Source organism: Pseudomonas sp. PS01301, assembly GCF_029960215.1.
GTDB lineage: Bacteria > Pseudomonadota > Gammaproteobacteria > Pseudomonadales > Pseudomonadaceae > Aquipseudomonas > Aquipseudomonas coleopterorum.
Genome location: NZ_JASCPM010000008.1, coordinates 132996 through 156713 on the forward strand (window position 1 = coordinate 132996; position 23718 = coordinate 156713).

Annotated in this window: 27 protein-coding genes; 17 read left to right on the top strand and 10 right to left on the bottom strand. The window is 62.6% G+C overall.

From position 1 onward, the window contains the following. Positions 1-86: 86 nt before the first annotated feature. The 4 genes from QMX89_RS06585 to QMX89_RS06600 all read right to left on the bottom strand — a co-directional run bounded on the left by QMX89_RS06585 (position 87) and on the right by QMX89_RS06600 (position 3784). On the bottom strand, positions 87-2186 hold the full coding sequence (locus QMX89_RS06585) for an LTA synthase family protein (protein ID WP_282347534.1): 2100 nt from the start codon (positions 2184-2186) through the stop codon (positions 87-89). A 199-nt stretch (positions 2187-2385) separates the two neighbouring features. After that, a complete protein-coding gene (locus QMX89_RS06590) occupies positions 2386-2577 on the bottom strand; it encodes a PLDc N-terminal domain-containing protein (RefSeq protein ID WP_043185491.1) in 192 nt (63 codons plus the stop codon). 90 nt (positions 2578-2667) lie between these two features. Beyond that, positions 2668-3198 (bottom strand): hypothetical protein, encoded by a 531-nt coding sequence (locus QMX89_RS06595; protein ID WP_192067617.1) that lies wholly within the window; start codon positions 3196-3198, stop codon positions 2668-2670. A gap of 64 nt (positions 3199-3262) precedes the next feature. Further along, complete coding sequence (locus QMX89_RS06600; protein ID WP_049862127.1) at positions 3263-3784, bottom strand: ankyrin repeat domain-containing protein; 522 nt, start codon at positions 3782-3784, stop codon at positions 3263-3265. 355 nt (positions 3785-4139) lie between these two features. Between QMX89_RS06600 and QMX89_RS06605 the strand changes: the two genes are divergently transcribed. Further along, the gene (locus QMX89_RS06605; protein WP_043185483.1) at positions 4140-4418 is read left to right on the top strand and encodes a DUF3509 domain-containing protein; all 279 of its coding nucleotides are present in this window, start codon (positions 4140-4142) and stop codon (positions 4416-4418) included. Positions 4419-4554: 136 nt separating this feature from the next. On the opposite strand, the gene QMX89_RS06610 is transcribed toward QMX89_RS06605, so the two are convergent. The 3 genes from QMX89_RS06610 to aroC are packed head-to-tail and all read right to left on the bottom strand — an operon-like array spanning position 4555 to position 7396. Then, on the bottom strand, positions 4555-5100 hold the full coding sequence (locus tag QMX89_RS06610; protein WP_282347536.1) for an acireductone dioxygenase: 546 nt from the start codon (positions 5098-5100) through the stop codon (positions 4555-4557). A gap of 20 nt (positions 5101-5120) precedes the next feature. After that, positions 5121-6299 carry an MFS transporter gene (locus QMX89_RS06615; RefSeq protein ID WP_282347560.1) on the bottom strand — a complete coding sequence of 393 codons (1179 nt, stop codon included), beginning with the start codon at positions 6297-6299 and terminating at the stop codon, positions 5121-5123. Positions 6300-6304: 5 nt separating this feature from the next. Further along, positions 6305-7396, bottom strand: a complete 1092-nt coding sequence (gene aroC / locus QMX89_RS06620) for a chorismate synthase (RefSeq protein ID WP_056843750.1) — start codon at positions 7394-7396, stop codon at positions 6305-6307. 127 nt (positions 7397-7523) lie between these two features. Here aroC and QMX89_RS06625 point away from each other — a divergent pair, with 127 nt between their 5' ends. Together QMX89_RS06625 and QMX89_RS06630 are read left to right on the top strand one after the other, a co-directional pair. Continuing rightward, positions 7524-8489 carry an alpha/beta fold hydrolase gene (locus QMX89_RS06625; protein ID WP_236707091.1) on the top strand — a complete coding sequence of 322 codons (966 nt, stop codon included), beginning with the start codon at positions 7524-7526 and terminating at the stop codon, positions 8487-8489. 74 nt (positions 8490-8563) lie between these two features. After that, on the top strand, positions 8564-9346 hold the full coding sequence (locus tag QMX89_RS06630; RefSeq protein ID WP_282347537.1) for a hypothetical protein: 783 nt from the start codon (positions 8564-8566) through the stop codon (positions 9344-9346). 30 nt (positions 9347-9376) lie between these two features. Here the strand turns inward: QMX89_RS06630 and prmB are convergent, their stop codons facing one another. Further along, positions 9377-10285 (bottom strand): 50S ribosomal protein L3 N(5)-glutamine methyltransferase, encoded by a 909-nt coding sequence (gene prmB / locus QMX89_RS06635; protein WP_282347538.1) that lies wholly within the window; start codon positions 10283-10285, stop codon positions 9377-9379. 137 nt (positions 10286-10422) lie between these two features. Between prmB and QMX89_RS06640 the strand changes: the two genes are divergently transcribed. The 7 genes from QMX89_RS06640 (at position 10423) to QMX89_RS06670 (ending at position 15146) form a co-directional block, all read left to right on the top strand. Beyond that, the gene (locus QMX89_RS06640; RefSeq protein WP_282347545.1) at positions 10423-11013 is read left to right on the top strand and encodes a cysteine hydrolase family protein; all 591 of its coding nucleotides are present in this window, start codon (positions 10423-10425) and stop codon (positions 11011-11013) included. A 34-nt stretch (positions 11014-11047) separates the two neighbouring features. Beyond that, on the top strand, positions 11048-11368 hold the full coding sequence (locus QMX89_RS06645; protein ID WP_049862133.1) for a hypothetical protein: 321 nt from the start codon (positions 11048-11050) through the stop codon (positions 11366-11368). A gap of 36 nt (positions 11369-11404) precedes the next feature. After that, positions 11405-11962: a Smr/MutS family protein gene (locus QMX89_RS06650; RefSeq protein ID WP_049862134.1), complete on the top strand. Its 558-nt coding sequence runs from the start codon at positions 11405-11407 to the stop codon at positions 11960-11962. A 72-nt stretch (positions 11963-12034) separates the two neighbouring features. Continuing rightward, on the top strand, positions 12035-12580 hold the full coding sequence (folE, locus tag QMX89_RS06655) for a GTP cyclohydrolase I FolE (RefSeq protein WP_043185450.1): 546 nt from the start codon (positions 12035-12037) through the stop codon (positions 12578-12580). A gap of 28 nt (positions 12581-12608) precedes the next feature. After that, the gene (locus QMX89_RS06660) at positions 12609-12980 is read left to right on the top strand and encodes a glutaredoxin (protein WP_282347546.1); all 372 of its coding nucleotides are present in this window, start codon (positions 12609-12611) and stop codon (positions 12978-12980) included. 109 nt (positions 12981-13089) lie between these two features. After that, positions 13090-14283: a benzoate/H(+) symporter BenE family transporter gene (locus QMX89_RS06665; RefSeq protein ID WP_282347547.1), complete on the top strand. Its 1194-nt coding sequence runs from the start codon at positions 13090-13092 to the stop codon at positions 14281-14283. A 98-nt stretch (positions 14284-14381) separates the two neighbouring features. Further along, the gene (locus QMX89_RS06670; RefSeq protein ID WP_056843758.1) at positions 14382-15146 is read left to right on the top strand and encodes an SDR family oxidoreductase; all 765 of its coding nucleotides are present in this window, start codon (positions 14382-14384) and stop codon (positions 15144-15146) included. Here the strand turns inward: QMX89_RS06670 and pyrF are convergent, their stop codons facing one another. After that, entirely contained in the window at positions 15147-15848 is a 702-nt protein-coding gene (pyrF, locus tag QMX89_RS06675) for an orotidine-5'-phosphate decarboxylase (RefSeq protein ID WP_282347549.1), read from the bottom strand. 206 nt (positions 15849-16054) lie between these two features. On the opposite strand from pyrF, the gene QMX89_RS06680 reads away from it, so the two are divergent. Continuing rightward, a complete protein-coding gene (locus QMX89_RS06680; RefSeq protein ID WP_082223724.1) occupies positions 16055-16222 on the top strand; it encodes a DUF2897 family protein in 168 nt (55 codons plus the stop codon). A 271-nt stretch (positions 16223-16493) separates the two neighbouring features. On the opposite strand, the gene QMX89_RS06685 is transcribed toward QMX89_RS06680, so the two are convergent. After that, positions 16494-17405: a LysR substrate-binding domain-containing protein gene (locus QMX89_RS06685; protein WP_282347551.1), complete on the bottom strand. Its 912-nt coding sequence runs from the start codon at positions 17403-17405 to the stop codon at positions 16494-16496. 139 nt (positions 17406-17544) lie between these two features. Between QMX89_RS06685 and QMX89_RS06690 the strand changes: the two genes are divergently transcribed. The 6 genes from QMX89_RS06690 (at position 17545) to QMX89_RS06715 (ending at position 23674) form a co-directional block, all read left to right on the top strand. Beyond that, positions 17545-18849, top strand: a complete 1305-nt coding sequence (locus QMX89_RS06690) for an MFS transporter (RefSeq protein WP_282347561.1) — start codon at positions 17545-17547, stop codon at positions 18847-18849. Between the two features lie 60 nt (positions 18850-18909). Continuing rightward, positions 18910-20184 carry a glucarate dehydratase family protein gene (locus QMX89_RS06695; RefSeq protein ID WP_282347552.1) on the top strand — a complete coding sequence of 425 codons (1275 nt, stop codon included), beginning with the start codon at positions 18910-18912 and terminating at the stop codon, positions 20182-20184. Positions 20185-20532: 348 nt separating this feature from the next. Then, positions 20533-21447, top strand: coding sequence for a glutamate/aspartate ABC transporter substrate-binding protein (locus tag QMX89_RS06700; protein WP_056843762.1), 915 nt, complete (start codon positions 20533-20535; stop codon positions 21445-21447). Between the two features lie 84 nt (positions 21448-21531). Further along, entirely contained in the window at positions 21532-22278 is a 747-nt protein-coding gene (locus QMX89_RS06705) for an amino acid ABC transporter permease (protein WP_282347553.1), read from the top strand. After that, positions 22275-22943, top strand: coding sequence for an ABC transporter permease subunit (locus QMX89_RS06710; RefSeq protein WP_049862144.1), 669 nt, complete (start codon positions 22275-22277; stop codon positions 22941-22943). The genes QMX89_RS06705 and QMX89_RS06710 overlap by 4 nt, the downstream gene beginning before the upstream one ends. After that, positions 22940-23674, top strand: coding sequence for an amino acid ABC transporter ATP-binding protein (locus QMX89_RS06715; RefSeq protein WP_043185416.1), 735 nt, complete (start codon positions 22940-22942; stop codon positions 23672-23674). Before QMX89_RS06710 ends, QMX89_RS06715 begins: the two co-directional genes overlap by 4 nt. The last annotated feature ends 44 nt before the right edge of the window (positions 23675-23718 follow it).

Genomic DNA, 23718 nt, shown 5'->3' on the forward strand with positions numbered 1-23718 from the left:
GGCAGATTGCCGGAGGTGTGCCGGAACGGGCTCGATCACCCCATGAAAAAAGGCCCCGAAGGGCCTTTTCACAGAGCGTCGGGTACTTACTCCTGCTTGCTCTCCACGGCACCTGCGGTGTTGTCGAGCAGGCTCTTGGTCGCGGTCTGGATGAACGAGTCCAGCTTGGCCCGCAACTGCGGCACATCGGCGGCGTTGGCGTCGGTATCGGGAATCAACTGGGCGCCGAACTCGCGGCCCAGCTGGTAGCGATACAGGCGTGTGTCCATGTCGCGCGGCTCGACCAGAATACGGTCACCCTTGACGATGGCCACGGTCTGCTCGCTGCCCGAAGGCTTGATCACGGCAAAGCCAGGATCGCCTGCCGGCAGGTTGAGCAGGTCACGCCCCCAGCACTGGTGCTGGCTGGCGCCGCCCAGGCGACCCATGATGGTCGGTACCACGTCGGGTTGCGAGCCGACGGTGTGGTTGACCTTGCCGAACTTCTCCTGGATGCCGGGGCCGATGAGCAGCAACGGAATGTTGAAGCGCCCCAGGTCCATCTCGGTGATCTGCTGCTCGTTGCCGAAGCCATGGTCGCCCAGCACGATGAACAGGGTTTCCTTGAAGTACGGCTCCTTGCGGGCCTTCTCGAAGAACTGGCCCAGGGCCCAGTCCGAGTAGCGCATGGCGGTCAGGTGCAGGTCCAGGCTGCCACGACCGGTGACCTTGTCCACCGGCAGTTCGGCCGGCAAGGCATAGGGCACATGGTTGGAAAGGGTCTGCAGCAGTGCATAGAACGGCTTGCCGGCAGCGCCGCGCTTGGCCAGTTCTTCGTTGCCACGGTTGAACATGTCCTGGTCGGACACGCCCCAGGTCGGATCGGAGAACACCGGGTTGACGTAATCGTTGCGGCCGATGAACGTGGTCATGCCTTGGTTGCTGAAGAAACCGGACTGGTTGTCCCAGGCGAAGTCGCCGTTGTAGACGTAGACGTCGTCGTAGCCGCGCGCGGCGCTGAGCATCTCCGGCAGGCCGGACAGCTTGTGGCTGCCCTCAGGGGTCTGCATCAGGTATTCGAAGCCAGGCAGATTCGGGAAGCAACCCATGGTGGCGAACATGCCCTGATGGGTATGGGTGCCGCTGGAGAAGAAATGGTCGAACAACAGGCCTTCCTGGGCCAGCTTGTCGAAGTAAGGCGTGATGTTGCCTTCGGCGCCCAACGCGCCCACCGAATGACCGGCGAAGCTTTCCATCAGGATCACCACGACGTTCTTGATCGGCAGCGTATTGGCCTGAGGCGGCTGGAAGTTGCGACGCACGGCGGCAGTGTCGTCGTCCACCAAGGTGTCATGAGGTGTGAGCAGCATGTCACGCACGGTGCTCTGCGCCTGATCCTGCGGCAGGGTCGCTTTCCAGATGTTGTCGCGGTCTTCGGACATGCGGCTTTTCGCGGCAGCGATCAGCGTCAGCGAACCGTTGAGGCCCAGCTGGTTGGCGAAGTTCGAATCGGTGGTGTAGGCATCACCCCAGCGCAGCGGCGGCCCCTGGCGCAAGGTGCCGCGCGCGGCGACCACGGCGATCAGCAGGATCACCACGAACACGCCCACTCGTGCGTACCACGGTGCAACCGAACGGCCGACATTGGCGGGCGCCGCGACCCGCGGACGGGTCAGGCGATCGAAGCCCTTGAACACCAGGCTCAGCAGCCAGGTGACGAAGACCCAGGCCAGCAGGTAGCGCACCACCGGATAGCCGTACCAGATCATGCTCAGCACGGTCTTGGGGTCTTCCTTCACGTACTGGAACACCAGGCCGTTGAGGCGCTGGTGAAACTCGCGGTAGAAGTCCATTTCCATCAGGCCGCACAACAGCACCACGCTGGACGCGATGGTCAGCCATGCCCGGAACAGCCCGCGCCAGCGCATGGCGCGGGCGCTGAGCACGGCCAGCAGCAGAGGAATCAGCAGGTACACCACCAGGCGCAGGTCGAAGCGCAAGCCATTGAAGAAGGCTTCGACGAAGGTGCTGGTTGGGGTATCACCGATCATCTCGCGGTTGTACATCAGCAATGCCAGGCGCAATCCGCTGAGCATCAGCATGATCGCCAGGCCGCTGAGCAGCGTGTAAGCCAGGTGCGATTTGACGGTCGGTTGCAGTTTGCCGCGCGCGGCCTGCTTTTGACTCAAGGCGTCCGGAGTAGCCATGTGTAGGAAAGGTCCGTTGAGGTCTATTGTTGGGATCTGTTGGAAGTGCGTAGGGTAAATCTGGGCGCGGATTGTCCGTGAAGACAGGTGAAAATTCCGTTCAGATGCTACGCATCGGCCGCGAAACGGCGGTCGGGCCGAGGATGATACGTCGCCGGGGCAGGCAGGTCGAACCCGTTGCAGGTTCGACCTGTTTGATTCAGACCCGCACGTTGCCGCGTGGACCGGCGATGGCCCAGATGATCAGGCCCAGTACCGGCAGCAGGATGATCAGCAGTACCCACAGGACCTTGGCCCCGGTCGAGGCACCACTCTTGATGACGTTGATGACCGCCCAGATGTCCAGCGCGAGGATGATCAGGCCGATCAGGCTATTGAAAGTGGAACCCATGTGATACTCCTTGTGGATGGCATGCATCAACTAGGATAGCGGCGTGTCGCAGGGGTTCCGTGGTCGCCGTGCGAAAGGTGAAGGCTGCGTTCAGACGTGCACTGCCACGCGCAACGCTTCCAGGGCGGGCACGGCCCTGATGTGCAACTCGGCCCCCAGTGCCGCGACCCGATCGGCATCCTTGCCGTACACCAGCACCATCTGCAATTCATCATCCAGTGGCTGGCTGAAATCGAACAGCACGTACCCTCCCTGATCCTTGCTCATGGCAGCCAGTTGCACCTGGATACGATTGAGTGCGGTCAACGCGTCGATCTTGTTCAGCTGCTTGGGCTTGATGTTGAACGTGACGTCGGGCCCGAACGAATCGATGATCTGCTGCAGCAGCTCGGGGTAGGTATCGGCCTGGAAGATCACCGTGTCGGGCAGGCTGCCCACCACGACCCATTCGCCCAGGGGAATCGGAAAGCTGTCGTCGTAATTGATGTCGGGATTGGCAGCGAGGAACGCCTGGGGGTCGGCGTAGGCCTGGGCGGCCTCATTGGCGATGCGATCGATGTCGTCATCGCGCATGCAGCCGGAACTGATTTTGCCGATGAGTTCGACAAGTGACTGTTTCATGAGGCAACCCCTGCGGCGCTGGAAAAATGGCCGCAAGGATAGCCGCAAATCAGCCAGACGGGTATCAGGCGGCCAGCTTCTCCAGCTGTTCGATGGTCAGCTTGGCACCCATGGCACGTGCGGCGCCCAATGCATTGATGCCCTGAGCATCCACCGCAGCCGGGTTGGCCCCTTGCGCCAAGAGGTACTCGACCATTTCCGTACGATTGAACATGGCCGCCATCATCAGCGCCGTGCGTCCATCAGCCGAAGCGCCATCGACGGGGGCGCCCTCCTCTATCAGCAACTGCACGATCGGCAGGTTACCCTTGAAGGCGGCACCGGCCATGGGCAACTGGTTCTTGTCATTGGCAATCAACGGATCCGCCTTGTACCTGAGCAACACCCGTGTGGCATCGAGGTGACCATGATAGGTCGCCAGCATCAACAAGGTATCGCCGTTGTGGTTGCGCAGATTGGGCGGAAGGCCTTTTTCCAGCAGACGCTCGAGCATCTGCGCGTCACCGTTGCGGGCAACATCGAACACCTGTTCGGCGAACTCCGCGGCTTCTTCATCGTTCATTTGGCGAGCTTCGGGCTGGGTCATGGAAACCTCCTGGCAATGGATCACGGTAGACAGTGTTCCCGCTTGGGTTCAAGCCTGCAACAGAGCCTGGCTATCACCCGCGAATCGGGAATTTATTGGCGATTTGTGGTCATAGACAGTAGCGCCATGGGAAAAAATCCATTGCGCGCGCCTCACTCCCTCGCAACGACTCATCGCTCGCCTTACTCCGCCGCGCAAAATGCAGCATGTCAAATGGCCGTTCATGCAAATTGCACGGAGGGCAAAATAAGCCTAATCCTCAAGCTGCTGATTTATAAGGATTTTATTTTTAAAGAGACTTGGCACACTCGCTGCAACTACCTAGACATGCCTGCCAACTTGCTAGGAGCTGCACATGAACTTCCTCCACGAAAAATTCGTTTCCGTTTTCTCCGAGTACGAAGTGACCACCCAGCCACGCCCGGATGGTGCCGTTCTGCTGACCCTGCGTGACACCGATGGCAAACAGATCAAGCGTTCGATTTCCTACGCTCAACTGCACACCCCTGAGCAACTGACTTGGGTTATCAGCGCCATCCGCCGCGATCTGGCCGGTGAAGCCAGTCAGCTGCCAGCAATCAACATGCTGCAAAGTCAGAACCGCTTTGCCCTGCCGACCTACCATTCGGCCTGATCAGCGCAGCTGATCTATCTGGCAAGCTTGGCTTGGCCTGACTGATACACCCTGTTTCCTCTGCTCTGTTTCTTGCAAAACCCGATACCTGGCGCATCCTGGTACCGGGTTTTTTTTCGCCTGGACGAAGCTGGAATCAGTCATCCATCCGTGGAAACAGGTCGTGCACGGGCTGATCCACGTAATCGGGTCGCCAGCCATGGGAATCGGTGAGGATACGCAGGCCGACGAACCGTACACGTTCGCCCAGGTCCAGCCAATGCGTTACGCCTGCCGGTACAGTGATCCGGTCGTCACGTTCGCAGAGCACGGCATACACGTAGTCACCGGCGTGCACGCTCAACTGGGCACGCCCGGCCGCCACGCACAGGACCCACTCTCCCTCCAGCCGGTGCTCACGCAGAAGCTCGGCCTGGTTCGAGGCCCGCGGACGGTGATCTTCGTCAATGCTGACGACGTCCACGCTCATGTAGCCACCCTTGGCCATCCAGGCATCCACTTCACTGCGGCAGGTCGCGATGACCTCTTCCGCGCTCGCCTCCCAGGACACGGGAAGCGTCGCTTCGGCGCGTTCGAAGCCGATGCCCAGCTCGGCCAGGGTCGCGGCGATGTCTTCAGGGTGGCTCAACACTTTGTTGGGGATGTCGGGCGTGCTGCGGTGATAGACGGTCAAGCGGCTCATGCAGAATCCTCGAATGGGTGTCAGTGGCTGGCTGCGGGCGGGAGCTTTGCAGGCGAGCGTTTGAGCATGATCAGGGCGGCGGCGAATGCGGCGAGGCTAGCCAGAGCAAACGTCCCCGTGGCGCCCAGCGGTTGCCACAGGTAACCGGAGTACAGAGCACCCAGAGCGCCACCGACACCGGCCAACGTTGCGTACAGGGCCTGCCCCTGCCCCTGTTGATGGATGCCGAAGCTGCGTTGCACGAAATGGATAGCCGCGGCATGGAAGCTGCCGAAGGTGGCCGCGTGCATGAGTTGGGCGAGCACCAGCAGCCACAGGTGCTCGGCGAAACTGCCCAGTAACAGCCAGCGCACCGCAGCCAACAGGAAACTGGCGACCAGCACATGGCGCAAGGAAAACCGCGCCAGGATCCGGCTCATGGCCAGGAACATCAGCACCTCGGCCACCACGCCGACCGCCCACAGCATGCCGATCACCGCGCGGCTGTATCCCAACTGTTCAAGGTGCAGGGTCAGAAACGTGTAGTACGGACCGTGGCTGAGCTGCATCAGCCCCACGCACCCGTAGAACGCCAAGACGCCAGGGCGAACCAGTTGCTTCATGAAGCCGTCCCCCGGCGTTCGACGCGGGCCGTCGCCAACCGGTGCATCGGGCACCCAGGCACTGGCCGCGACGATCCCGGCCATGATCGCCAGCAGCGTATAGGGGTAGGCATCCAGACTCAGGCTTTCGAACACCCGGCCCAGGCCAACGACGGTCAGGATGAAACCGATCGAGCCCCACAAGCGGATCTGGCTGTAGCGCGCCGTCTGCCCCTGCAGATGGCCCAGCGTCAGGGTTTCGAACTGCGGTAGCACCGCGTGCCAGAAAAAAGCGTGCAGCGCCATGACCAGCGCCAGCCAGGCGTAGCTGGTGTCCAGCAGGATCAGCGAGAAACTGGCCAGCGTACATACCGCGCCGATGCGCACGATGGCCAGGCGTCGACCGGTGTAGTCGCCCAGCCAGCCCCAGAGATTGGGCGCCACGCAGCGCATGAGCATCGGGATCGCCACCAGCTCACCGATACGCGCACTGTCGAAGCCCAGGTGATGGAAGTACAGCGCCAGGAACGGCGCCGTCGACCCTAGCAGGGCGAAGTAGAACAGGTAGAAGGTGGACAGTCGCCAATACGGGACTGCATGTCCCGCAGGCGACGGCACCACGCTCAAAGCTGGCCCAGCACCGGGGTGTCGACCTTGACGTCGGCATTCTGCCCACGATGACGCAGCAAGTGGTCCATCAGAACGATGGCCATCATGGCTTCGGCAATCGGCGTGGCGCGGATGCCCACGCACGGATCGTGGCGGCCCTTGGTGATGATGTCGGCCGGCTGGCCGTGGACATCGATCGAGCGTCCTGGCGTGGTGATGCTCGACGTAGGCTTGAGGGCCAGATGAGCGACGATCGGCTGCCCCGAGGAAATACCGCCCAGCACCCCACCTGCGTGATTGCTGAGGAAGCCCTCGGGCGTCATCTCGTCGCGGTGCTCGGTCCCACGCTGGGCCACGCTGGCGAAACCGGCGCCGATTTCCACACCCTTGACCGCGTTGATGCTCATCAATGCATGGGCCAGATCAGCGTCCAGACGATCGAAAATCGGCTCGCCCAGGCCGGGCATCACGCCTTCGGCGACCACGGTGATCTTCGCGCCGACCGAGTCCTGGTCTCGGCGCAGCTGGTCCATGTAGGCCTCCAGCTCCGGCACCTTGTCCGGGTCGGGGCTGAAGAAGGCGTTGTCTTCCACGCCGTCCCAGCTCTTGAAGGGAATCTGGATCGGGCCCAGCTGGCTCATGTAGCCACGAATCAGGATGCCCTGGGTGGCCAGGTACTTCTTGGCGATCGCCCCGGCCGCCACGCGCATGGCGGTTTCGCGCGCCGAGCTGCGGCCACCGCCGCGGTAGTCGCGCTCGCCGTACTTGTGATGGTAGGTGTAGTCGGCATGGGCGGGACGGAACAGGTCCTTGATTGCCGAGTAATCCTTGGATTTCTGATCGGTGTTGCGGATCAGCAGGCCGATGGAGGTACCGGTGGTCCGCCCTTCGAACACGCCGGAGAGGATCTCGACCTCGTCGGGCTCCTGGCGCTGGGTGGTGTGCCGGCTGGTGCCCGGCTTGCGGCGATCCAAGTCGCGCTGCAGATCGTCCAGGGAGATCGCAAGGCCTGGCGGGCAGCCGTCGACGATGGCGACCAACGCCGGGCCATGGCTTTCGCCAGCGGTGGTGACAGTGAACAGCTTGCCGTAGGTATTGCCGGACATGCAGGGCGCTCCGCGAAATCAACCGAATCAGACAGGGCGCCAGTATACGCAGGGTCGACGGCCAGTTCATCCCTGAACCTTAGCCAGACGCCCCAGTCCAAATCGCACTTCCCTGGATAGTGGCTCGATGATGTTGCAGATGATGTTCCGATTGCTTGCCGTGTTCCTGTTCGCCAGCAGCGCCGCTGCACTGGCCGCCACGCCCGACATCGCCAGGCGCCCGATCGAGTTGCAGACGGCTCAAGGCACGTTGTACGGCTCGCTGCTGGTGCCCCGCGCCGACCGGCCGGTCCCTGTTGTGCTGATGATTTCCGGCTCGGGCCCTACCGACCGTGACGGCAACAATCCCGAAGCCGGGCGCAACGACAGTCTGAAGAAGCTTGCCTTGCTTCTGGCCCAGAACAACATCGCCAGTGTGCGCTACGACAAACGCGGTGTGGCAACCGGCCGCAAGGCCACGCCCGATGAACGCGACCTGAGCGTGGCGGGCTACGTCGACGATGCGGTGGCCTGGAGCGCGCAGCTCAAGCGCGATCCGCGTTTCGGCCCGCTGGTCATTCTTGGTCACAGCGAGGGTGCGCTGATCGCCACCCTGGCAGCCCAACGTGCCGGCGCCAATGCGGTGGTATCGCTGTCGGGCAGCGGCCGGCCCCTGGGTGAAGTGCTTCGCGAACAGATCGGCGAGCGTCTGCCGGCCGAACTGCAGCCGCGCAGCTATCAACTGATCGAGCGCCTGGAGGCAGGACAATACGACCCGGACGTACCCCAGCCCTTGCAGGTGCTGTTTCGCCCCAGCGTGCAGCCCTACCTGATTTCGCTGCTGCGCCAGGACCCTGCGCAAGCCTTCGCTGCATTGAAGATCCCGGCGCTGATCGTGCAGGGCAGCCACGACATCCAGGTGGGCGTCGGCGATGCGCAGGCACTGCAGCGCGCCAAGCCGGACGCGCAGCTGGCGATCATTCCCGGCATGAACCATGTGCTGCGCATCGTGCCGATGGACCTGCCGTCCCAGCTCAAATCGTACCGTGACCACAATCGGCCGCTGGCTGCAGAACTGGGCCGCGTCGTCGTGCCCTTCATTCAGGGTCTTTGAGCGGCGCTCTGCGCCGGGCGCACTCAAGAGTGGGTCGAGGTAGCCGATACAAGCTGCGTGAAGAGGATCGCGCCATGACTGAACAAGACCCGCCAAACGCCGACATCGATGAACCCGCACAGGTGCCGCGGCCATGGGCCGAGGTCACCACCGAGCAGTTCAGGATGCTGCGCCTGGCGCCCCTGCCCGCCGACCGGGCGACCGGCCCGCGGCCGCTGCGTTTCGTGCAGTTCGGCCTGGCCGAGCGCCACGACCCGGCCCTGAGCCTGCTGCGGCTGGACATCCAACTGCCCGGCCAGCGTGTGCGCAAGGAACAGAACCAGCTGGACGTATGGGTCGACCACCAGCTCAAGCAGGTCACTCTGGGCAGCGAAGCGGGTCTGCAACTGGAGCCGGTCAACCGCGGCCTGGGCCGTTTCGTCATGGCCCAGGCCACCGTCTGGCTGCAGCGTCACTGGCCGCACTACACCCTGCAGGGCGCAGCGCTGTCGAGCAAGGAAGCGCTGCAACCGGCAGGCCTGGATCGCCGCGATCACGCCCTGCGCACCCAAGGCCTGAATGTCGAGTACGCCGACGTGCAACGCCTCAAGGGGCGCTATCACCCCATTGCCGTCAGCCAGTTGCTGAGCACCTGGAATCCGGAAAAGGTCCAGGTGGTCGAGGTGCTGGCGGCCAGCGAGATGCTGCAGCTGGCCGAACAGCAATTGCAGGAAATGGAGCTGAAACTGCACACCCAACAGGAGCGGATCGGCAAGTTCTCGCGCGAAGAGGGCGGCCTGCGCTTCACCATCGCCTGCCTGATCGCGTTCGCCGTGTTCCAGGCCGGGTTGCTGATCTGGATCGCCACTCACCGCTAGCATCAGCCGCAGTGAAGTGGGCGAACGCGATCAGATCCGCGAAACGAACAGCGCCTGGTGCTCGCGACACTGCTCGGCGCTGAGCATGAACACGCCATGCCCACCGCGCTGGAACTCCAACCAGGCGAAATCCACTTCCGGATAGAGCGCCTCGACGTGCACCTGGCTGTTGCCGACCTCGACGATCAACAGGCCTTTGTCGGTCAAATGATTCGCCGCCCCGGCCAGCATGCGTCGCACCAGGTTCAAGCCATCGTCGCCACAGGCCAGGCCCAGTTCCGGCTCGTGCTGATACTCGGCCGGCATGTCGGCGAAGTCTTCGGCATCGACGTAGGGCGGGTTGGACACGATCAGGTCGAACCGCTGCCCCGGCAAACCTTCGAAACCATCACCCTGGACGGTGTAGACGCGCTCTTCCTGACCGTGCCGCTCGATGTTCTGATTGGCCACCTCGAGCGCCTCAAAGGACAGGTCGGCCAGAATGACTTCAGCTTCCGGAAAGACATCGGCGCAGGCGATACCGATGCAGCCCGAACCGGTGCAGAGGTCGAGGATCCGCGCCGGCGGCTGGCTCAGCCATGGCTCGAAGCCGTTTTCGATCAACTCGCCGATCGGTGAACGGGGCACCAGCACCCGTGCGTCGACGATGAACGACATGCCACAGAACCAGGCTTCGCCGATCAGGTAGGCGGCCGGCACGCGCTCTTCGATGCGCCGCCTGAGCAGGTGTTGCACACGTACGATCTCGTCCTCTTCCAGACGACAATCCAGGTAGCTGTCGGCGATTTCGTAGGGCAGGTTCAACGCGCCCAGCACCAGCAGGCGGGCCTCGTCCCAGGCGTTATCGGTGCCGTGGCCAAAGAACAGTTCTTCGCCATGAAAACGGCTGACGGCCCAACGGATGTGGTCGCGCACGGTGCGCAAGCGGGAAGTGATCACAAAAGCTCCTCGGTCGAATCAAGCCGGGATATTAACAGAGGGCCGCAGGCGATTTTCGCTATGTTCGCTCAATCCGATTCACAGAACGGCTCCAGCAGAGGACAATGCGGCAAAAGCCCTAGCCAAAGGAGCCCCCGATGTCCGTTCCAAAGACGATGTTCCAACTCAGCGGCCGCGGTTTCCCGCCCACGCGGATCGCCAACGCCAGCCTGATCATCATCGATGCACAAAAGGAATACCTCAGTGGCGACCTGGCCCTGTCGGGCATGGACGCGGCGCTGGCCAACATCGCCAAACTGGTGGCTGCGGCACGCGCAGCCAAGCGTCCTGTGGTGCACATCCGCCATCTGGGCACTGTGGGTGGGTTGTTCGACCCCCAGGGCGAGCGTGGCGAGTTCATCAAGGGCTTCGAACCCCAGGGCGACGAAGCGGTGGTCGAAAAGCGCATGCCCAATGCCTTCAACAACACCGGCCTGCACGAACTGCTGCAGAGCTACGGTCATCTGGACCTGATCGTCTGCGGCTTCATGAGCCACTCCAGCGTCAGCACCACGGTGCGCGCCTCGAAGGACTACGGCTATCGCTGCACGCTGGTGGCCGATGCCTGCGCCACTCGCGACCTGCCCCAGGGCGATGGCGTGCTGGCTGCGGCCAAGGTGCAGGAAGCCGAAATGGCCATCATGCGCGACAACTTCGCTGCGGTCGCCATGACCGGCGATCTGCTCTGACCTTCAAGCCGGCCCGATCGCCATCGAGGAATCAATGAAGTCATCCCAAGGTTTCAATGCGCGCAGGCTCAGGAAGCGCAGTTCAGGTGGCTGGCGTTACCGTCTCGGCGCAGCGCTGGGTGCCGTGCTACTGACCCTGGGCCTGCTGCTGGCCATGGCCGGCATCGCTACCTTGCTGGGGCATCCGCCCCAGGTGACCGGACTGGACACCACGACCACCGGCGCGGCCATACTGGCAGGCATCGGCGTGCTGGTTCTGTATCTGGGCCTGTGGTTCTGGCGGCGCAGCCGCCGCGGGATGCGCCGCAGCCGTGAACTCGATCTGGCCCCGCACCTGATGAAAAAGCACGATTGAGTCGCGTAGACTAGCGCTCCCGTGGTGGAGGCCCTCATGCAAGACGACGAATTTTCCCTGTTCAAGGACCAGATGCGCGGCGTCAAGCCGATCCGGCACGACCGTGCCGACACCGGCAAGCCCAAGGCCGACAAGGCCAAGCTGCAAGCGCTGCGTCAGGCTGCGACGGTGGGGACCAACGTCACGACCGTCGATGGCCTGTCCGATCAGTTCGTCATCGACGTCGGCCCCGAGGACGACCTGCACTGGGCCCGCGATGGTGTGCAGGAAAGCCAGATGCGCAAGCTCAAGGTCGGCCAGATTCCCTTCGAAGGCAGCCTGGACCTGCACGGCATGACCGTGGAAAAGGCTCGCGAAACCCTCTGGGCGTTCCTCGCCGAGGCCACCCGGTTCGAAATCCGCTGCGTACGCGTGACCCACGGCAAGGCCGTGCGCCTGGACGGCAAGCGGCCGATGATCAAGAGCCACGTCAACACCTGGCTGCGCCAGCACCCGCAGGTGCTCGGCTTCACCTCCTGCCAGCCCCGCCACGGCGGCGCCGGCGCGGTTTACGTGATGCTCAAGCGCACCATGCTCGAAGGGCGTGACGAATAACGCTTCGCTTGCACCCGTGCGAGCGGAGCCGTACCCTTCGCGTCTGCGAAATATTTCCCCACAGGTTTGATCATGTCCCTGGAACAGAATTACACCGAGATCCTTGGCCAGCTGGGCGAGGACGTCACCCGCGAAGGCCTGCTCGACACGCCCAAACGCGCTGCCAAAGCCATGAAGTACCTGTGCCGCGGGTACGAGCAGACCCTCGACGAGGTCACCAATGGTGCCCTGTTCAGCTCCGATGCGAGCGAGATGGTGATGGTCCGGGATATCGAGCTGTATTCGTTGTGCGAGCATCACCTGTTGCCGTTCATAGGGCGCGCCCATGTCGCCTATATTCCCAATGGCAAGGTGCTGGGGCTGTCCAAGGTCGCGCGGATCGTCGACATGTACGCCCGCCGCCTGCAGATCCAGGAGAACCTGGGCCGGCAGATCGCCGATGCAGTGCAGCAGGTCACCGGCGCGCTGGGTGTCGCGGTGGTCATCGAAGCCAAGCACATGTGCATGATGATGCGCGGTGTCGAGAAGCAGAATTCCTCGATGATCACCTCGGTGATGCTGGGCGAGTTCCGTGACAACGCGGCGACCCGCAGCGAGTTTCTCAGCCTGATCAAATAAGCCGTACCCCAATCTCGAGGACTGCCACATGTTGATGAAAGCCTTGCGTATCGGACTGGGCCAGGTAATCGTGGCGGGCGACCTGCTCACCCGTCCACCGCGGCGCAAGCGCACCGCCGAGGCCCAGGCCGAGGTGGACCGCGCAGCCAGCGGGCTGACGCTCTATCAGTTCCACGCCTGCCCATTCTGTGTGAAGACCCGCCGCACACTGCACAAGCTCAATGTGCCGGCGAGTCTGCGCGATGCCAAGAACGACAGCGTGGCTCGGGAAACCCTGCTGGCCGAAGGCGGCAAGATCAAGGTCCCGTGCCTGCGCATCGAGGAAGCCGGCAAGGTTACCTGGATGTACGATTCCAAGGTGATCATCGATTACCTGAACGAGCGCTTCGCGGCAGCCTGATCGCTGTCGCCCAGCTGTATCGTCGATTGATCGCGCCGCTGTACCGCTGCTGGCCGGACACCTTGGCTTACCCTTGACCGACGCTGTTCAGGACAAGGATCCGACCGCCATGCCCAATCCCATCACCTCTGCCCCACTGCGCCCGCTGGCCGACACTGCCCCCTGCGCGGTGGTGGCCGGCTTCATCGCCATGATGACCGGCTACACCAGCTCCCTGGTGCTGATGTTCCAGGCGGGTCAGGCTGCAGGCTTGACCACCGCGCAGATATCCTCCTGGATCTGGGCCCTATCGATCGGCATGGCAGTGTGCAGCATCGGCCTTTCCCTGCGTTACCGCACGCCCATCACGGTGGCCTGGTCGACGCCGGGCGCGGCCCTGTTGATCACCAGCCTGGGCGGCGTGAATTATGCCGAGGCCATCGGTGCTTTCATCACCTGTGCGGTGCTGGTCACGATCTGTGGCCTGACCGGCAGTTTCGAGCGCCTGCTCAAGCGCCTGCCGGCATCGCTGGCCGCCTCGCTGCTGGCCGGCATCCTGTTCAAGATCGGCAGCGAAATCTTCGTCGCCGCGCAACACCGCACCGCCCTGGTGCTGTGCATGTTCTTCACCTACCTGATCGTGAAGCGCCTGTCGCCACGCTATGCGGTGCTGGCAGCGCTGGTCATCGGTACGCTGGTGTCCGGGCTGCTCGGCCTACTCGACTTCAGCCATTTCAGCTTGCAAGTCGCCCAACCGCAGTGGACCACCCCGTCCTTCTCCCTGGCCGCGACCATCAGCATCGGCATTCCGCTGTTCGTGGTTGCCATGACCTCGCAGAACATGCCCGGTATCGCCGTACTGCGCGCCGACGGTTACCAGGTGGCGGCCTCGCCGTTGATTTCGGTGACCGGCATCGCCTCGGTGCTGATGGCGCCATTCGGTTCCCACGGCGTCAATCTGGCTGCCATCAGTGCAGCTATCTGCACCGGCCCACAGGCTCACGAAGATCCGGCCAAGCGCTACACCGCGGCGGTCTGGTGCGGTGTGTTCTACGCCATTGCCGGCACATTCGGCGCCACGCTGGCCGCGCTGTTTGCCGCACTGCCCAAGGAGCTGGTGCTGTCGATCGCTGCATTGGCGCTGTTCGGCTCGATCATCAACGGCCTGACTCAAGCCATGAGCGAGCCCAAGGAGCGCGAAGCGGCCTTGGTCACGTTCATGGTGACCGCTTCAGGGCTGACGCTGTTCTCGGTGGGCTCGGCGTTCTGGGGCATCATCGCCGGGGTCCTGACGCTGCTCATCCTCAATGCGCGCAAAGCCTGATACCTGAAGCATCATTAAAGGATTGTCATCAAGCCGAATGAACCGCACCTGCGGCGACGCTTTCACACCTGTAACTCCACATCACAGAGGACACAGGCATGAATCGTTTCCAGGACAAAGTCGTGATCGTCACCGGTGCGGGCTCCGGCATTGGCGCGGCCACCGCGCTGCGCTTCGCCAAGGAAGGTGCACGCGTCGTGTTGGTGGGGCGCAACGCTGAAAAATTGGAAACCGTAGCCAAGGGCATCGGCCCCGGCCAGAGTCTGGTCGTCAGCGCCGATGTCTCGAAGTGGGAAGACGTGCAGCAGTTGGTCAAGCGTGCAGTCGAGCATTTCGGCCAACTGGACGTGCTGGTCAACAACGCTGGTGTGGCCCCGTCGGGCGCCTTGACCGAGGCCTCGCTGGACGACTGGCGCAGTGTGATGTCGATCGACGTGGACGGGGTGTTTTACGGTTGCCGCGCCGCCATGCCGCATTTGCTCAAGAGCGGCGGCAGCATCATCAACGTGTCGTCAGTATCGGGCTTAGGCGGCGACTGGGGCATGAGCTTCTACAACGCCGCCAAGGGTGCGGTCACGAACTTCACCCGCGCCCTGGCCCTTGAATACGGTGGCCAGGGTGTACGCGTGAACGCCGTATGCCCTGCCCTGACCAAGAGCGAGCTCACAGCAGGCATGGCCGACGACAAGGCCCTGATGGACAAATTCGCCGAGCGCATTCCCATGGGCCGCGCTGCCGAGGCCGAAGAAGTGGCAGACGTGATCGCCTTCCTGGCCAGCCACGACGCGCGTTTCGTCAACGGTGTGAACCTACCCGTTGACGGCGGGCTGCACGCCTCCAACGGTCAGCCCAAGCAGGCCTGATCAGGCGTTGATCTGCGCCACGACATCGGCCAGCGCCTGAGCAGGATCGGCGGCCTGGCTGATCGGACGGCCGATCACCAGGTAGTCGGAACCGGCGTCCAGCGCTTGGCGCGGGGTCAGGATACGGCGCTGGTCATCCTGGGCACTGCCCGCCGGGCGAATGCCGGGAGTGACCAGCTGCAGCGCGGGATGCGCAGCCTTCAGGGCCTGAGCTTCAAGTGCCGAACAGACCAGACCGTCCATGCCGGCCTTCTGCGCCAGCGCAGCCAAACGCAGCACCTGCTCCTGTGGTTCGATGTCCAGGCCGATGGCGGCGAGGTCTTCACGTTCCATGCTGGTCAGCACGGTCACGCCGATCAGCAATGGCTTGGCACCGGAGCGCTGTTCCAGCACTTCGCGACACGCCGCCATCATGCGCAGGCCGCCCGAGCAATGCACGTTGACCATCCAGACACCCATTTGCGCCGCAGCCTTGACGGCCATGGCGGTGGTGTTGGGGATGTCGTGGAATTTCAAGTCCAGGAATACCTCGAAGCCCTTGTCATTCAAGGTTTCGACGATGCCCGACGCGCTGCTGGTGAACAGTTCCTTGCCCACCTTGACCCGGCACAACGTGGGATCCAGCTGATCGGCCAGCTTCAGAGCCGCCTCGCGGGTTGGGTAATCCAGGGCGACGATGATGGGAGTCTGGCAGGAGGACATGGCGGGCTCTCTGAAGGCGGGTCGAAATCGGCGCGCATTGTAGCGGATTTTGCTGGCTCAGGGGCGTTGCCACGATTGTCCACGTCGCCATCGGGCGGCGTCGCCACAGGGCAGGAACGGGCTATGATGGAACCACTGCGACACCCTGTCGCTCCAATCTCTACAAGCGCCGCGCATCTTCGGCGCACCGTTCAAGGAGTGTCCTCATGCCCTGGTATGCCTGGTTGATCTTGTTGGTGGCCATCGGCTCGATCGTCGGTGGATTACTGGTGCTCAAGCAAAGCGCGCAGAAACTGCCGTTGACCGACGAGCAGCTCAAGAAGGTACACGAACGCAACGCCGAAATGGATGCCAAGGACGCACGAAACCGCTGACAGGTACTCAGCCTCCCGGGTGTCTCTGCGCTTCGGGAGGCTGGCTAATCACTCTCATGGGTTATCCAAGAAAAAGCTGCATGAGGCTGTGCATAAGCTGGGTGCAATACCCTGCAGGCCACGGCCAGTCAGCGTTTCCAGCCGTCGATTAAAAAACGAGCAGTTTCAAGGGGTTGTACACATTCGACGTGCACCTGCCTGTGGATAAGCTTGGGAGAACACGCTGCAGGCCACGGGCCACAGAGCCCAGCGAAATATGATCATTTTTTGATCAGCTATTTTCTCCACCCCATCCATCTTTGGCTGCGCCCTTGATTGCCTTAAGCAGCATGGCGAACGCCGGATTGTCATTGCTCTCGCGCCAGATCAGGTGCAATTCGCTCTGCACGCCCTCCCCCAGATCGATATCGCGGAACACCACATTCTTGAAGACCACGCTGGTGGCGCAGCGCGGCACCAGCGCCACTCCCATGCCAGCGTTGACCAGCGCCAGGATAGTCAGCGACGAACCCAGCCACTGCACGTATTGCGGGGTCACCTGAGCCGAACGCAGCATGCCGGTGAGCAATTCGTTGAACGGCGGATAGGCGGCGTGCGAGTACATCAGGAACGGTTCGCCGTCCAGATCCTGCACACGTACCTGGGCTGCATTGGCCAGCCGATGGGTGGCCGGCGTTGCCAGCACGAACGGTTCGCGCACCAGGCATTCGGTGAGGTAACCACTGTCGAGCAACGGCGCGCGGGCGATGCCCAGATCGATACGCCGGGCACGCAAGGCCTCGTGCTGCTGGTAGGTGTTCATTTCCGACAGGTCAATCTTCACCTGCGGTTGCTTGAGCCGCGCTTCGGCGATGACCTTGGGCAGAAATTCGTACACCGCACTGCCGACGAAGGCGATGTTCACCGAGCCGATGTCGCCATCGGCGAAGCGGCGTGCCGACACCGCAGCTTGCTGGGCACGCTCCAGCAGATTCTGCGCCTCGATGAAAAAGGCCCGACCCGCCGCCGTCAACGCCACGCTGCGCGTGCTACGCGTAAACAGCTCGACGCCCAGGTGATGCTCAAGCAGCTGGATCTGCCGACTCAACGGCGGCTGCGTCATGTTGAGGCGCTCGGCGGCCCGGCGGAAGTTGAGTTCCGTGGCCACGGTGGTGAAGCAACGGAGCTGGCTGAGTTCGAACATTGATTCAACCTCGGTATCAATCAAGTGCCAACTTGAATTGGACTGAAACAATACCCCAAGTTCATGATCGAGCCCTCCAAAAAAAACAATGATCGGAGTGTCGCCCTTGAACGTTCAATCCGGTGCCGTCGACCCCAGCGTGCTCGCCAGCGCAGTGGCCAAGGTCAAGCGGCACGTGCTGCCGCTGTTCGTCGTGATGTTCATCGTCAACTACATCGACCGGGTGAACATCGGTTTCGTCCGCACCCACATGGAAACCGACCTGGGCATCGGCGCTGCGGCCTATGGTCTGGGCGCTGGTCTGTTCTTCGTTGGCTACGCACTGTTCGAAGTGCCCTCCAACATGCTTCTGCAACGTTTCGGCGCCCGTGCCTGGCTGACCCGGATCATGTTCACCTGGGGCCTGGTGGCCATGGGCATGGCCTTCGTTCAAGGCGAGACCAGTTTCTATGTCATGCGCTTCCTGCTCGGCGTCACCGAGGCAGGCTTCTATCCCGGCGTGCTCTACTACTTCACCCAGTGGTTGCCTGCCAGCGAACGCGGCAAGGCCATGGCGATCTTCCTCAGCGGCTCGGCGATCGCCTCGATCATTTCCGGCCCCATCACCGGCGCCCTGCTGAGCGTGACCGGGCTGGGCCTGCATGGCTGGCAGTGGATGTTCCTGATCGAAGGCGGCGCATCGGTGGCGCTGTGCGGGTTCGTCTACTACTGGCTGCAATCGCACATCCATGAGGCCAAGTGGCTTACCCCTGCCGAGCAGACGACCCTGAGCGGGGTGATCGCCGAGGAACAGCGCGCTCGTGAAGCCGAGCATGTGGTCAAGCCGTCGATCTTCAAGCTGCTCGCCGACACCCAGATTCTGGTGTTCTGCTTCATCTTCTTTTCGGTGGCGCTGACCATCTATGGCGCGACCTTCTGGCTGCCGAGCATGATCAAGAAAATGGGCAACGTCTCGGACTTTGAAGTGGGGCTGTTCAACTCCATCCCCTGGATCATCTCGATTGCCGCCATGTATGGCTTTGCAGCCCTCGCCGCCCGCTTCAAGCACCAGCAGGCGTGGGTGGCGACGACGCTGATCATCGCGGCCGGGGGGATGTTCATGTCGACCTATGGCGGCCCGGTGTTCGCCTTCGTCGCCATCTGCTTCGCTGCAGTGGGGTTCAAGGCGGCATCGGCGCTGTTCTGGCCTATCCCGCAGGCCTATCTGGACGCCCGGATCGCCGCCGCCGTCCTGGCGCTGATCAACTCGGTGGGCAACCTGGGCGGCTTCGTCGCGCCCACCGTGTTCGGCTTTCTGGAAGAGAAGACCGGCTCTATACAGGGCGGTCTTTACGGCCTGGCCGCGACCTCGGTGCTGGCCGCGATCGTGGTGTTCTTCGCCCGCACCCGGCCTCGCGGGCGGAAGCCCGATGACAAGCCACTGCAACCTGCCGCCGCACACTGACCGCCGTGTACTAGAAAGGAACGGCTCGCGCTGGCGGGCCTGCACCCCGAGGAGAAGCTTGTGAAGATCAAACGTGTCACCGTCACCCCCATCGCCTTCCGCGACCCGCCATTGCTCAACGCCAGCGGTATCCACGAACCCTATGCCTTGCGCTCGATCATCGAGGTGGAAAGCGACAACGGCTACGTCGGCCTGGGTGAAAGCTATGGCGATGCCCCGGCCCTGGCCATTCAGATGGCCATCAAGGATCAACTGCCCGGCCTGGATCCGTTCAACCTCAATGGCCTGCGCCAGATCGTCGCCAGCACCGTGGCCCGGCACAAGCCGGCCAGCGTGAGCGGTGCCGAACTGGCTCCCGGTTCACATGCCAGCAAGGCTGTGACCAATGCCTACTCGGCCTTCGAAGTGGCGCTGCTCGATCTTCAGGCGCGGTCGCTGAATCGGCCACTGGTCGACCTGCTCGGCGGTGCGGTGCGCGATGAAGTGCCCTTCAGCGCCTACCTGTTCTTCAAGTACGCCGAGCACGTCGACTCGCCCTACCCTGCTGACAACTGGGGCGAGGCGTTGAACGAGGAGCAGATCGTCGGCCAGGCCAGGCGCATGATCGAGCAGTACGGTTTCAAGAGCATCAAGCTCAAGGCCGGGACCTTGGAACCCGAGCGTGAAGTGGCCTGCATTCTGGCGTTGAAGAAGGCCTTTCCCGGCCATCCCCTGCGCATCGACCCCAACGGCAACTGGTCGCTGGAGACGTCGATCAGGATGGCCGAGTTACTGGGCGACAGTCTCCAGTACTATGAGGATCCCTGCCCCGGCCTGGACGACATGGCCGAGTTGCACAAACGCACCGGGCTGCCGCTGGCGACCAACATGGTGGTGACCGACTTCGCCGAGTTCCGCCGCAGTGTCGAGCGCAACAGCGTACAGATCGTACTCGCCGATCACCATTACTGGGGCGGACTGCGCGATACCCAGGTATTGGCGAGCATGTGCCAGACCTGGGGGCTGGGCGTGTCGATGCACTCGAACTCGCACTTGGGTATCAGCCTGATGGCCATGGCGCATGTGGCGGCATCGGTGCCGAATCTGGACTATGCCTGCGACACCCATTATCCGTGGCAGGAGCCGGACGAAGAGGTGATCAAGGGCGGCAAGCTGCCGATCGTCGATGGCTGCGTGAAGATCAACAAGACCCCTGGGTTGGGTCTGGAGTTGGATCGCGACCAGTTGGGCATGCTGCATGAGCAGTTTTTGCGCTGCGGGATTCGTTCACGGGACGACGTGCGGCAGATGGCTCGGTACAAGCCGGATTGGAAGGCGGTGAAGCCGCGGTTTTAAGGGTTTGATCCAAGGGCCTCTTCGCGGGCAGAGCCCGCTCCCACAGACGGCGGGCATCCTGTGGGAGCGGGGCGGGCGGCGAGCCCTCTGCCCGCGAATGCTTGCAGCGACTCGGAAATCCGTCCATGGCACCCTTGGATATTCGGATTTCCGAACGAAATTTTGACCCCTAAACCCCTGCTACCCGCCCACCTGCCCCAGCCGACCTGGCTCTGAGCCACATCCCCCGCCTTGGCATGACTCATGCTCTACACTCTTCAACGAAACCGGCGCATACCAGCCGCCGAGCTTCGCCGTACCCCGAGGGCCTGCGGGCTCGATAAAAAAAACAAAGTCGAGGATTCACTGATGCGCATCGTTCCAAAACTCCTGAGCGCCGCCATTGCCGCCGCTCTGATCAGTACTCCAGCGTTGGCCGCCGAACTCACCGGCACCCTGAAGAAAATCAAGGATTCGGGCACCATCACCCTCGGTCACCGCGACGCCTCCATCCCCTTCTCGTACATTGCCGACGCGTCCGGCAAGCCGGTCGGCTACTCCCATGACATCCAGCTCAAGGTGGTCGAGGCCCTGAAGAAAGACCTCGACATGCCGGACCTGAAGGTCAAGTACAACCTGGTGACCTCGCAAACCCGTATCCCGCTGGTGCAGAACGGCACCATCGACCTGGAATGCGGTTCCACCACCAACAACGCCGAACGCGCTCAGCAAGTGGATTTTTCCGTCGGCATCTTCGAGATCGGCACCCGTCTGCTGAGCAAGAAAGATTCGTCCTACAAGGATTTCGACGACCTGAAAGGCAAGAACGTCGTCACCACCGCCGGTACCACCTCCGAGCGCATCCTCAAGTCGATGAACGCCGACAAGCAGATGGGCATGAACATCGTCTCGGCGAAAGACCACGGCGAGTCCTTCCAGATGCTCGAATCGGGGCGCGCCGTCGCCTTCATGATGGACGACGCCCTGCTCGCCGGCGAAATGGCCAAGGCCAAGAAGCCGACCGACTGGGAAGTCACTGGCACACCGCAGTCCTATGAAATCTACGGCTGCATGGTGCGCAAGGGCGACGAGCCGTTCAAGAAAGCCGTCGACGATGCCATCAAGGCAACCTTCGCCTCGGGCGACATCAACGGCATCTACGACAAGTGGTTCAACCAGCCGATCCCGCCAAAAGGCCTGAACCTGGGCTTTCCCATGAGCGACGAGCTCAAGGCGCTGATCGCCAACCCCAACGACAAGCCGGCTCCCGACAAGAAGTCGTAAGCACCACCCTGATTTCACCCGAACGCCGCCCGGCGCTCGGGTGAAAGCCTGTGCCCGTGAATCAATTTCCGAGGGGTATTCCCCATGAATTACAACTGGGACTGGAGCGTCTTCTTCAAGTCCACTGGCGTCGGCAGCGAGATCTACCTGGATTGGTACATCTCCGGCCTGGGCTGGACCATCGCCATTGCCGTGGTCGCCTGGATCATCGCCCTGCTGCTGGGCTCGGCACTGGGTGTCATGCGCACCGTGCCGAGCCGCTGGGTCTCGGGTATCGCGACCTGCTACGTTGAGCTGTTCCGCAACGTGCCGCTGCTGGTGCAGCTGTTCATCTGGTATTTCCTGGTACCCGACCTGCTGCCCGAAGGGATGCAGGAGTGGTACAAGCAGGACCTCAATCCGACCACCTCGGCGTTCCTGAGCGTGGTGGTCTGCCTGGGCCTGTTCACCGCCGCACGGGTCTGCGAGCAGGTGCGTACCGGTATCCAGGCACTGCCGCGCGGCCAGGAATCGGCCGCCCGGGCGATGGGTTTCAGCCTGTCGCAGATCTACTGGAACGTGCTGCTGCCCCAGGCCTACCGCATCATCATTCCGCCGCTCACCTCCGAGTTCCTCAACGTGTTCAAGAACTCGTCGGTGGCCTCGTTGATCGGTCTGATGGAGCTGCTGGCGCAAACCAAGCAGACCGCGGAGTTCTCGGCCAACCTGTTCGAGGCTTTCACCCTGGCCACGCTGATCTACTTCACCCTGAACATGAGCCTGATGCTGTTGATGCGGGTGTTCGAGCGCAAGCTCGCCGTGCCTGGGCTGATCTCCCTGGGAGGTAAATGATGGACTTCAGTGGAATCATTCCAGCCCTGCCGGGCATGTGGAACGGCATGGTCATGACCTTGCAGCTGATGGTGCTGGGCGTCATCGGCGGCATTGCGCTGGGCACCGTGCTGGCCCTGATGCGCCTGTCGTCGAACAAGCTGCTGTCGCGCTTTGCCGGCGCCTACGTCAACTACTTCCGCTCCATTCCGCTGCTGCTGGTGATCACCTGGTTCTACCTGGCGGTTCCTTTCGTGCTGCGCTGGATCACCGGCGAAGACACGCCGGTGGGCGCCTTCACCTCATGCCTCGTGGCCTTCATGATGTTCGAGGCCGCGTACTTCTGTGAAATCGTGCGCGCCGGTGTGCAGTCCATTTCCAAGGGCCAGATGGGCGCGGCGCAAGCGCTGGGCATGAACTACGGTCAGACCATGCGCCTGATCATCCTGCCCCAGGCGTTTCGCAAGATGACCCCGCTGCTGTTGCAGCAAAGCATCATCCTGTTCCAGGACACCTCGCTGGTCTACACCGTCGGCCTGGTGGACTTTCTCAACTCGGCGCGTGCCAGCGGCGACATCATCGGTCGGGCCAACGAGTTCCTGATCTTCGCCGGCGTGGTGTACTTCGTCATCAGTTTCAGCGCCTCCCTTCTGGTCAAGCGTCTGCAAAAAAGGTTAGCCGTATGATCTCCATCAAGAACATCAACAAGTGGTATGGCGACTTCCAGGTGCTCACCGATTGCAGCACCGAGGTCAAGAAAGGCGAAGTGGTCGTGGTGTGCGGGCCATCGGGTTCGGGCAAATCGACCCTGATCAAGTGCGTGAATGCCCTGGAGCCTTTCCAGAAGGGCGACATCGTGGTCGACGGCACCTCCATTGCCGACCCCAAGACCAACCTGCCCAAGCTGCGCTCGCGAGTGGGCATGGTGTTCCAGCATTTCGAGCTGTTTCCGCACCTGACCATCACCGAAAACCTGACCATCGCGCAGATCAAGGTGCTGGGCCGCAGCAAGGAAGAAGCCACGAAAAAGGGCCTGCAACTGCTCGAACGCGTCGGCTTGTCGGCCCACGCGCACAAGCACCCCGGCCAACTGTCCGGTGGCCAGCAGCAGCGTGTGGCGATCGCCCGTGCGCTGGCGATGGATCCGGTGGTCATGCTGTTCGACGAGCCGACTTCGGCGCTCGACCCGGAAATGGTCAACGAAGTGCTCGACGTGATGGTGCAACTGGCCCACGAAGGCATGACCATGATGTGCGTGACCCACGAGATGGGTTTCGCGCGCAAGGTCGCCAACCGGGTGATCTTCATGGACCAGGGACAGATCGTCGAAGACTGCCCCAAGGAAGAGTTCTTCGGCGATGTCAGCGCGCGCTCCGATCGCGCTCAGCAATTCCTCGCCAAGATCCTGCAGCACTGATGACCGGCCGTCCCGCGCCCGCGCTGTCGGGCGCGGGACGCTGG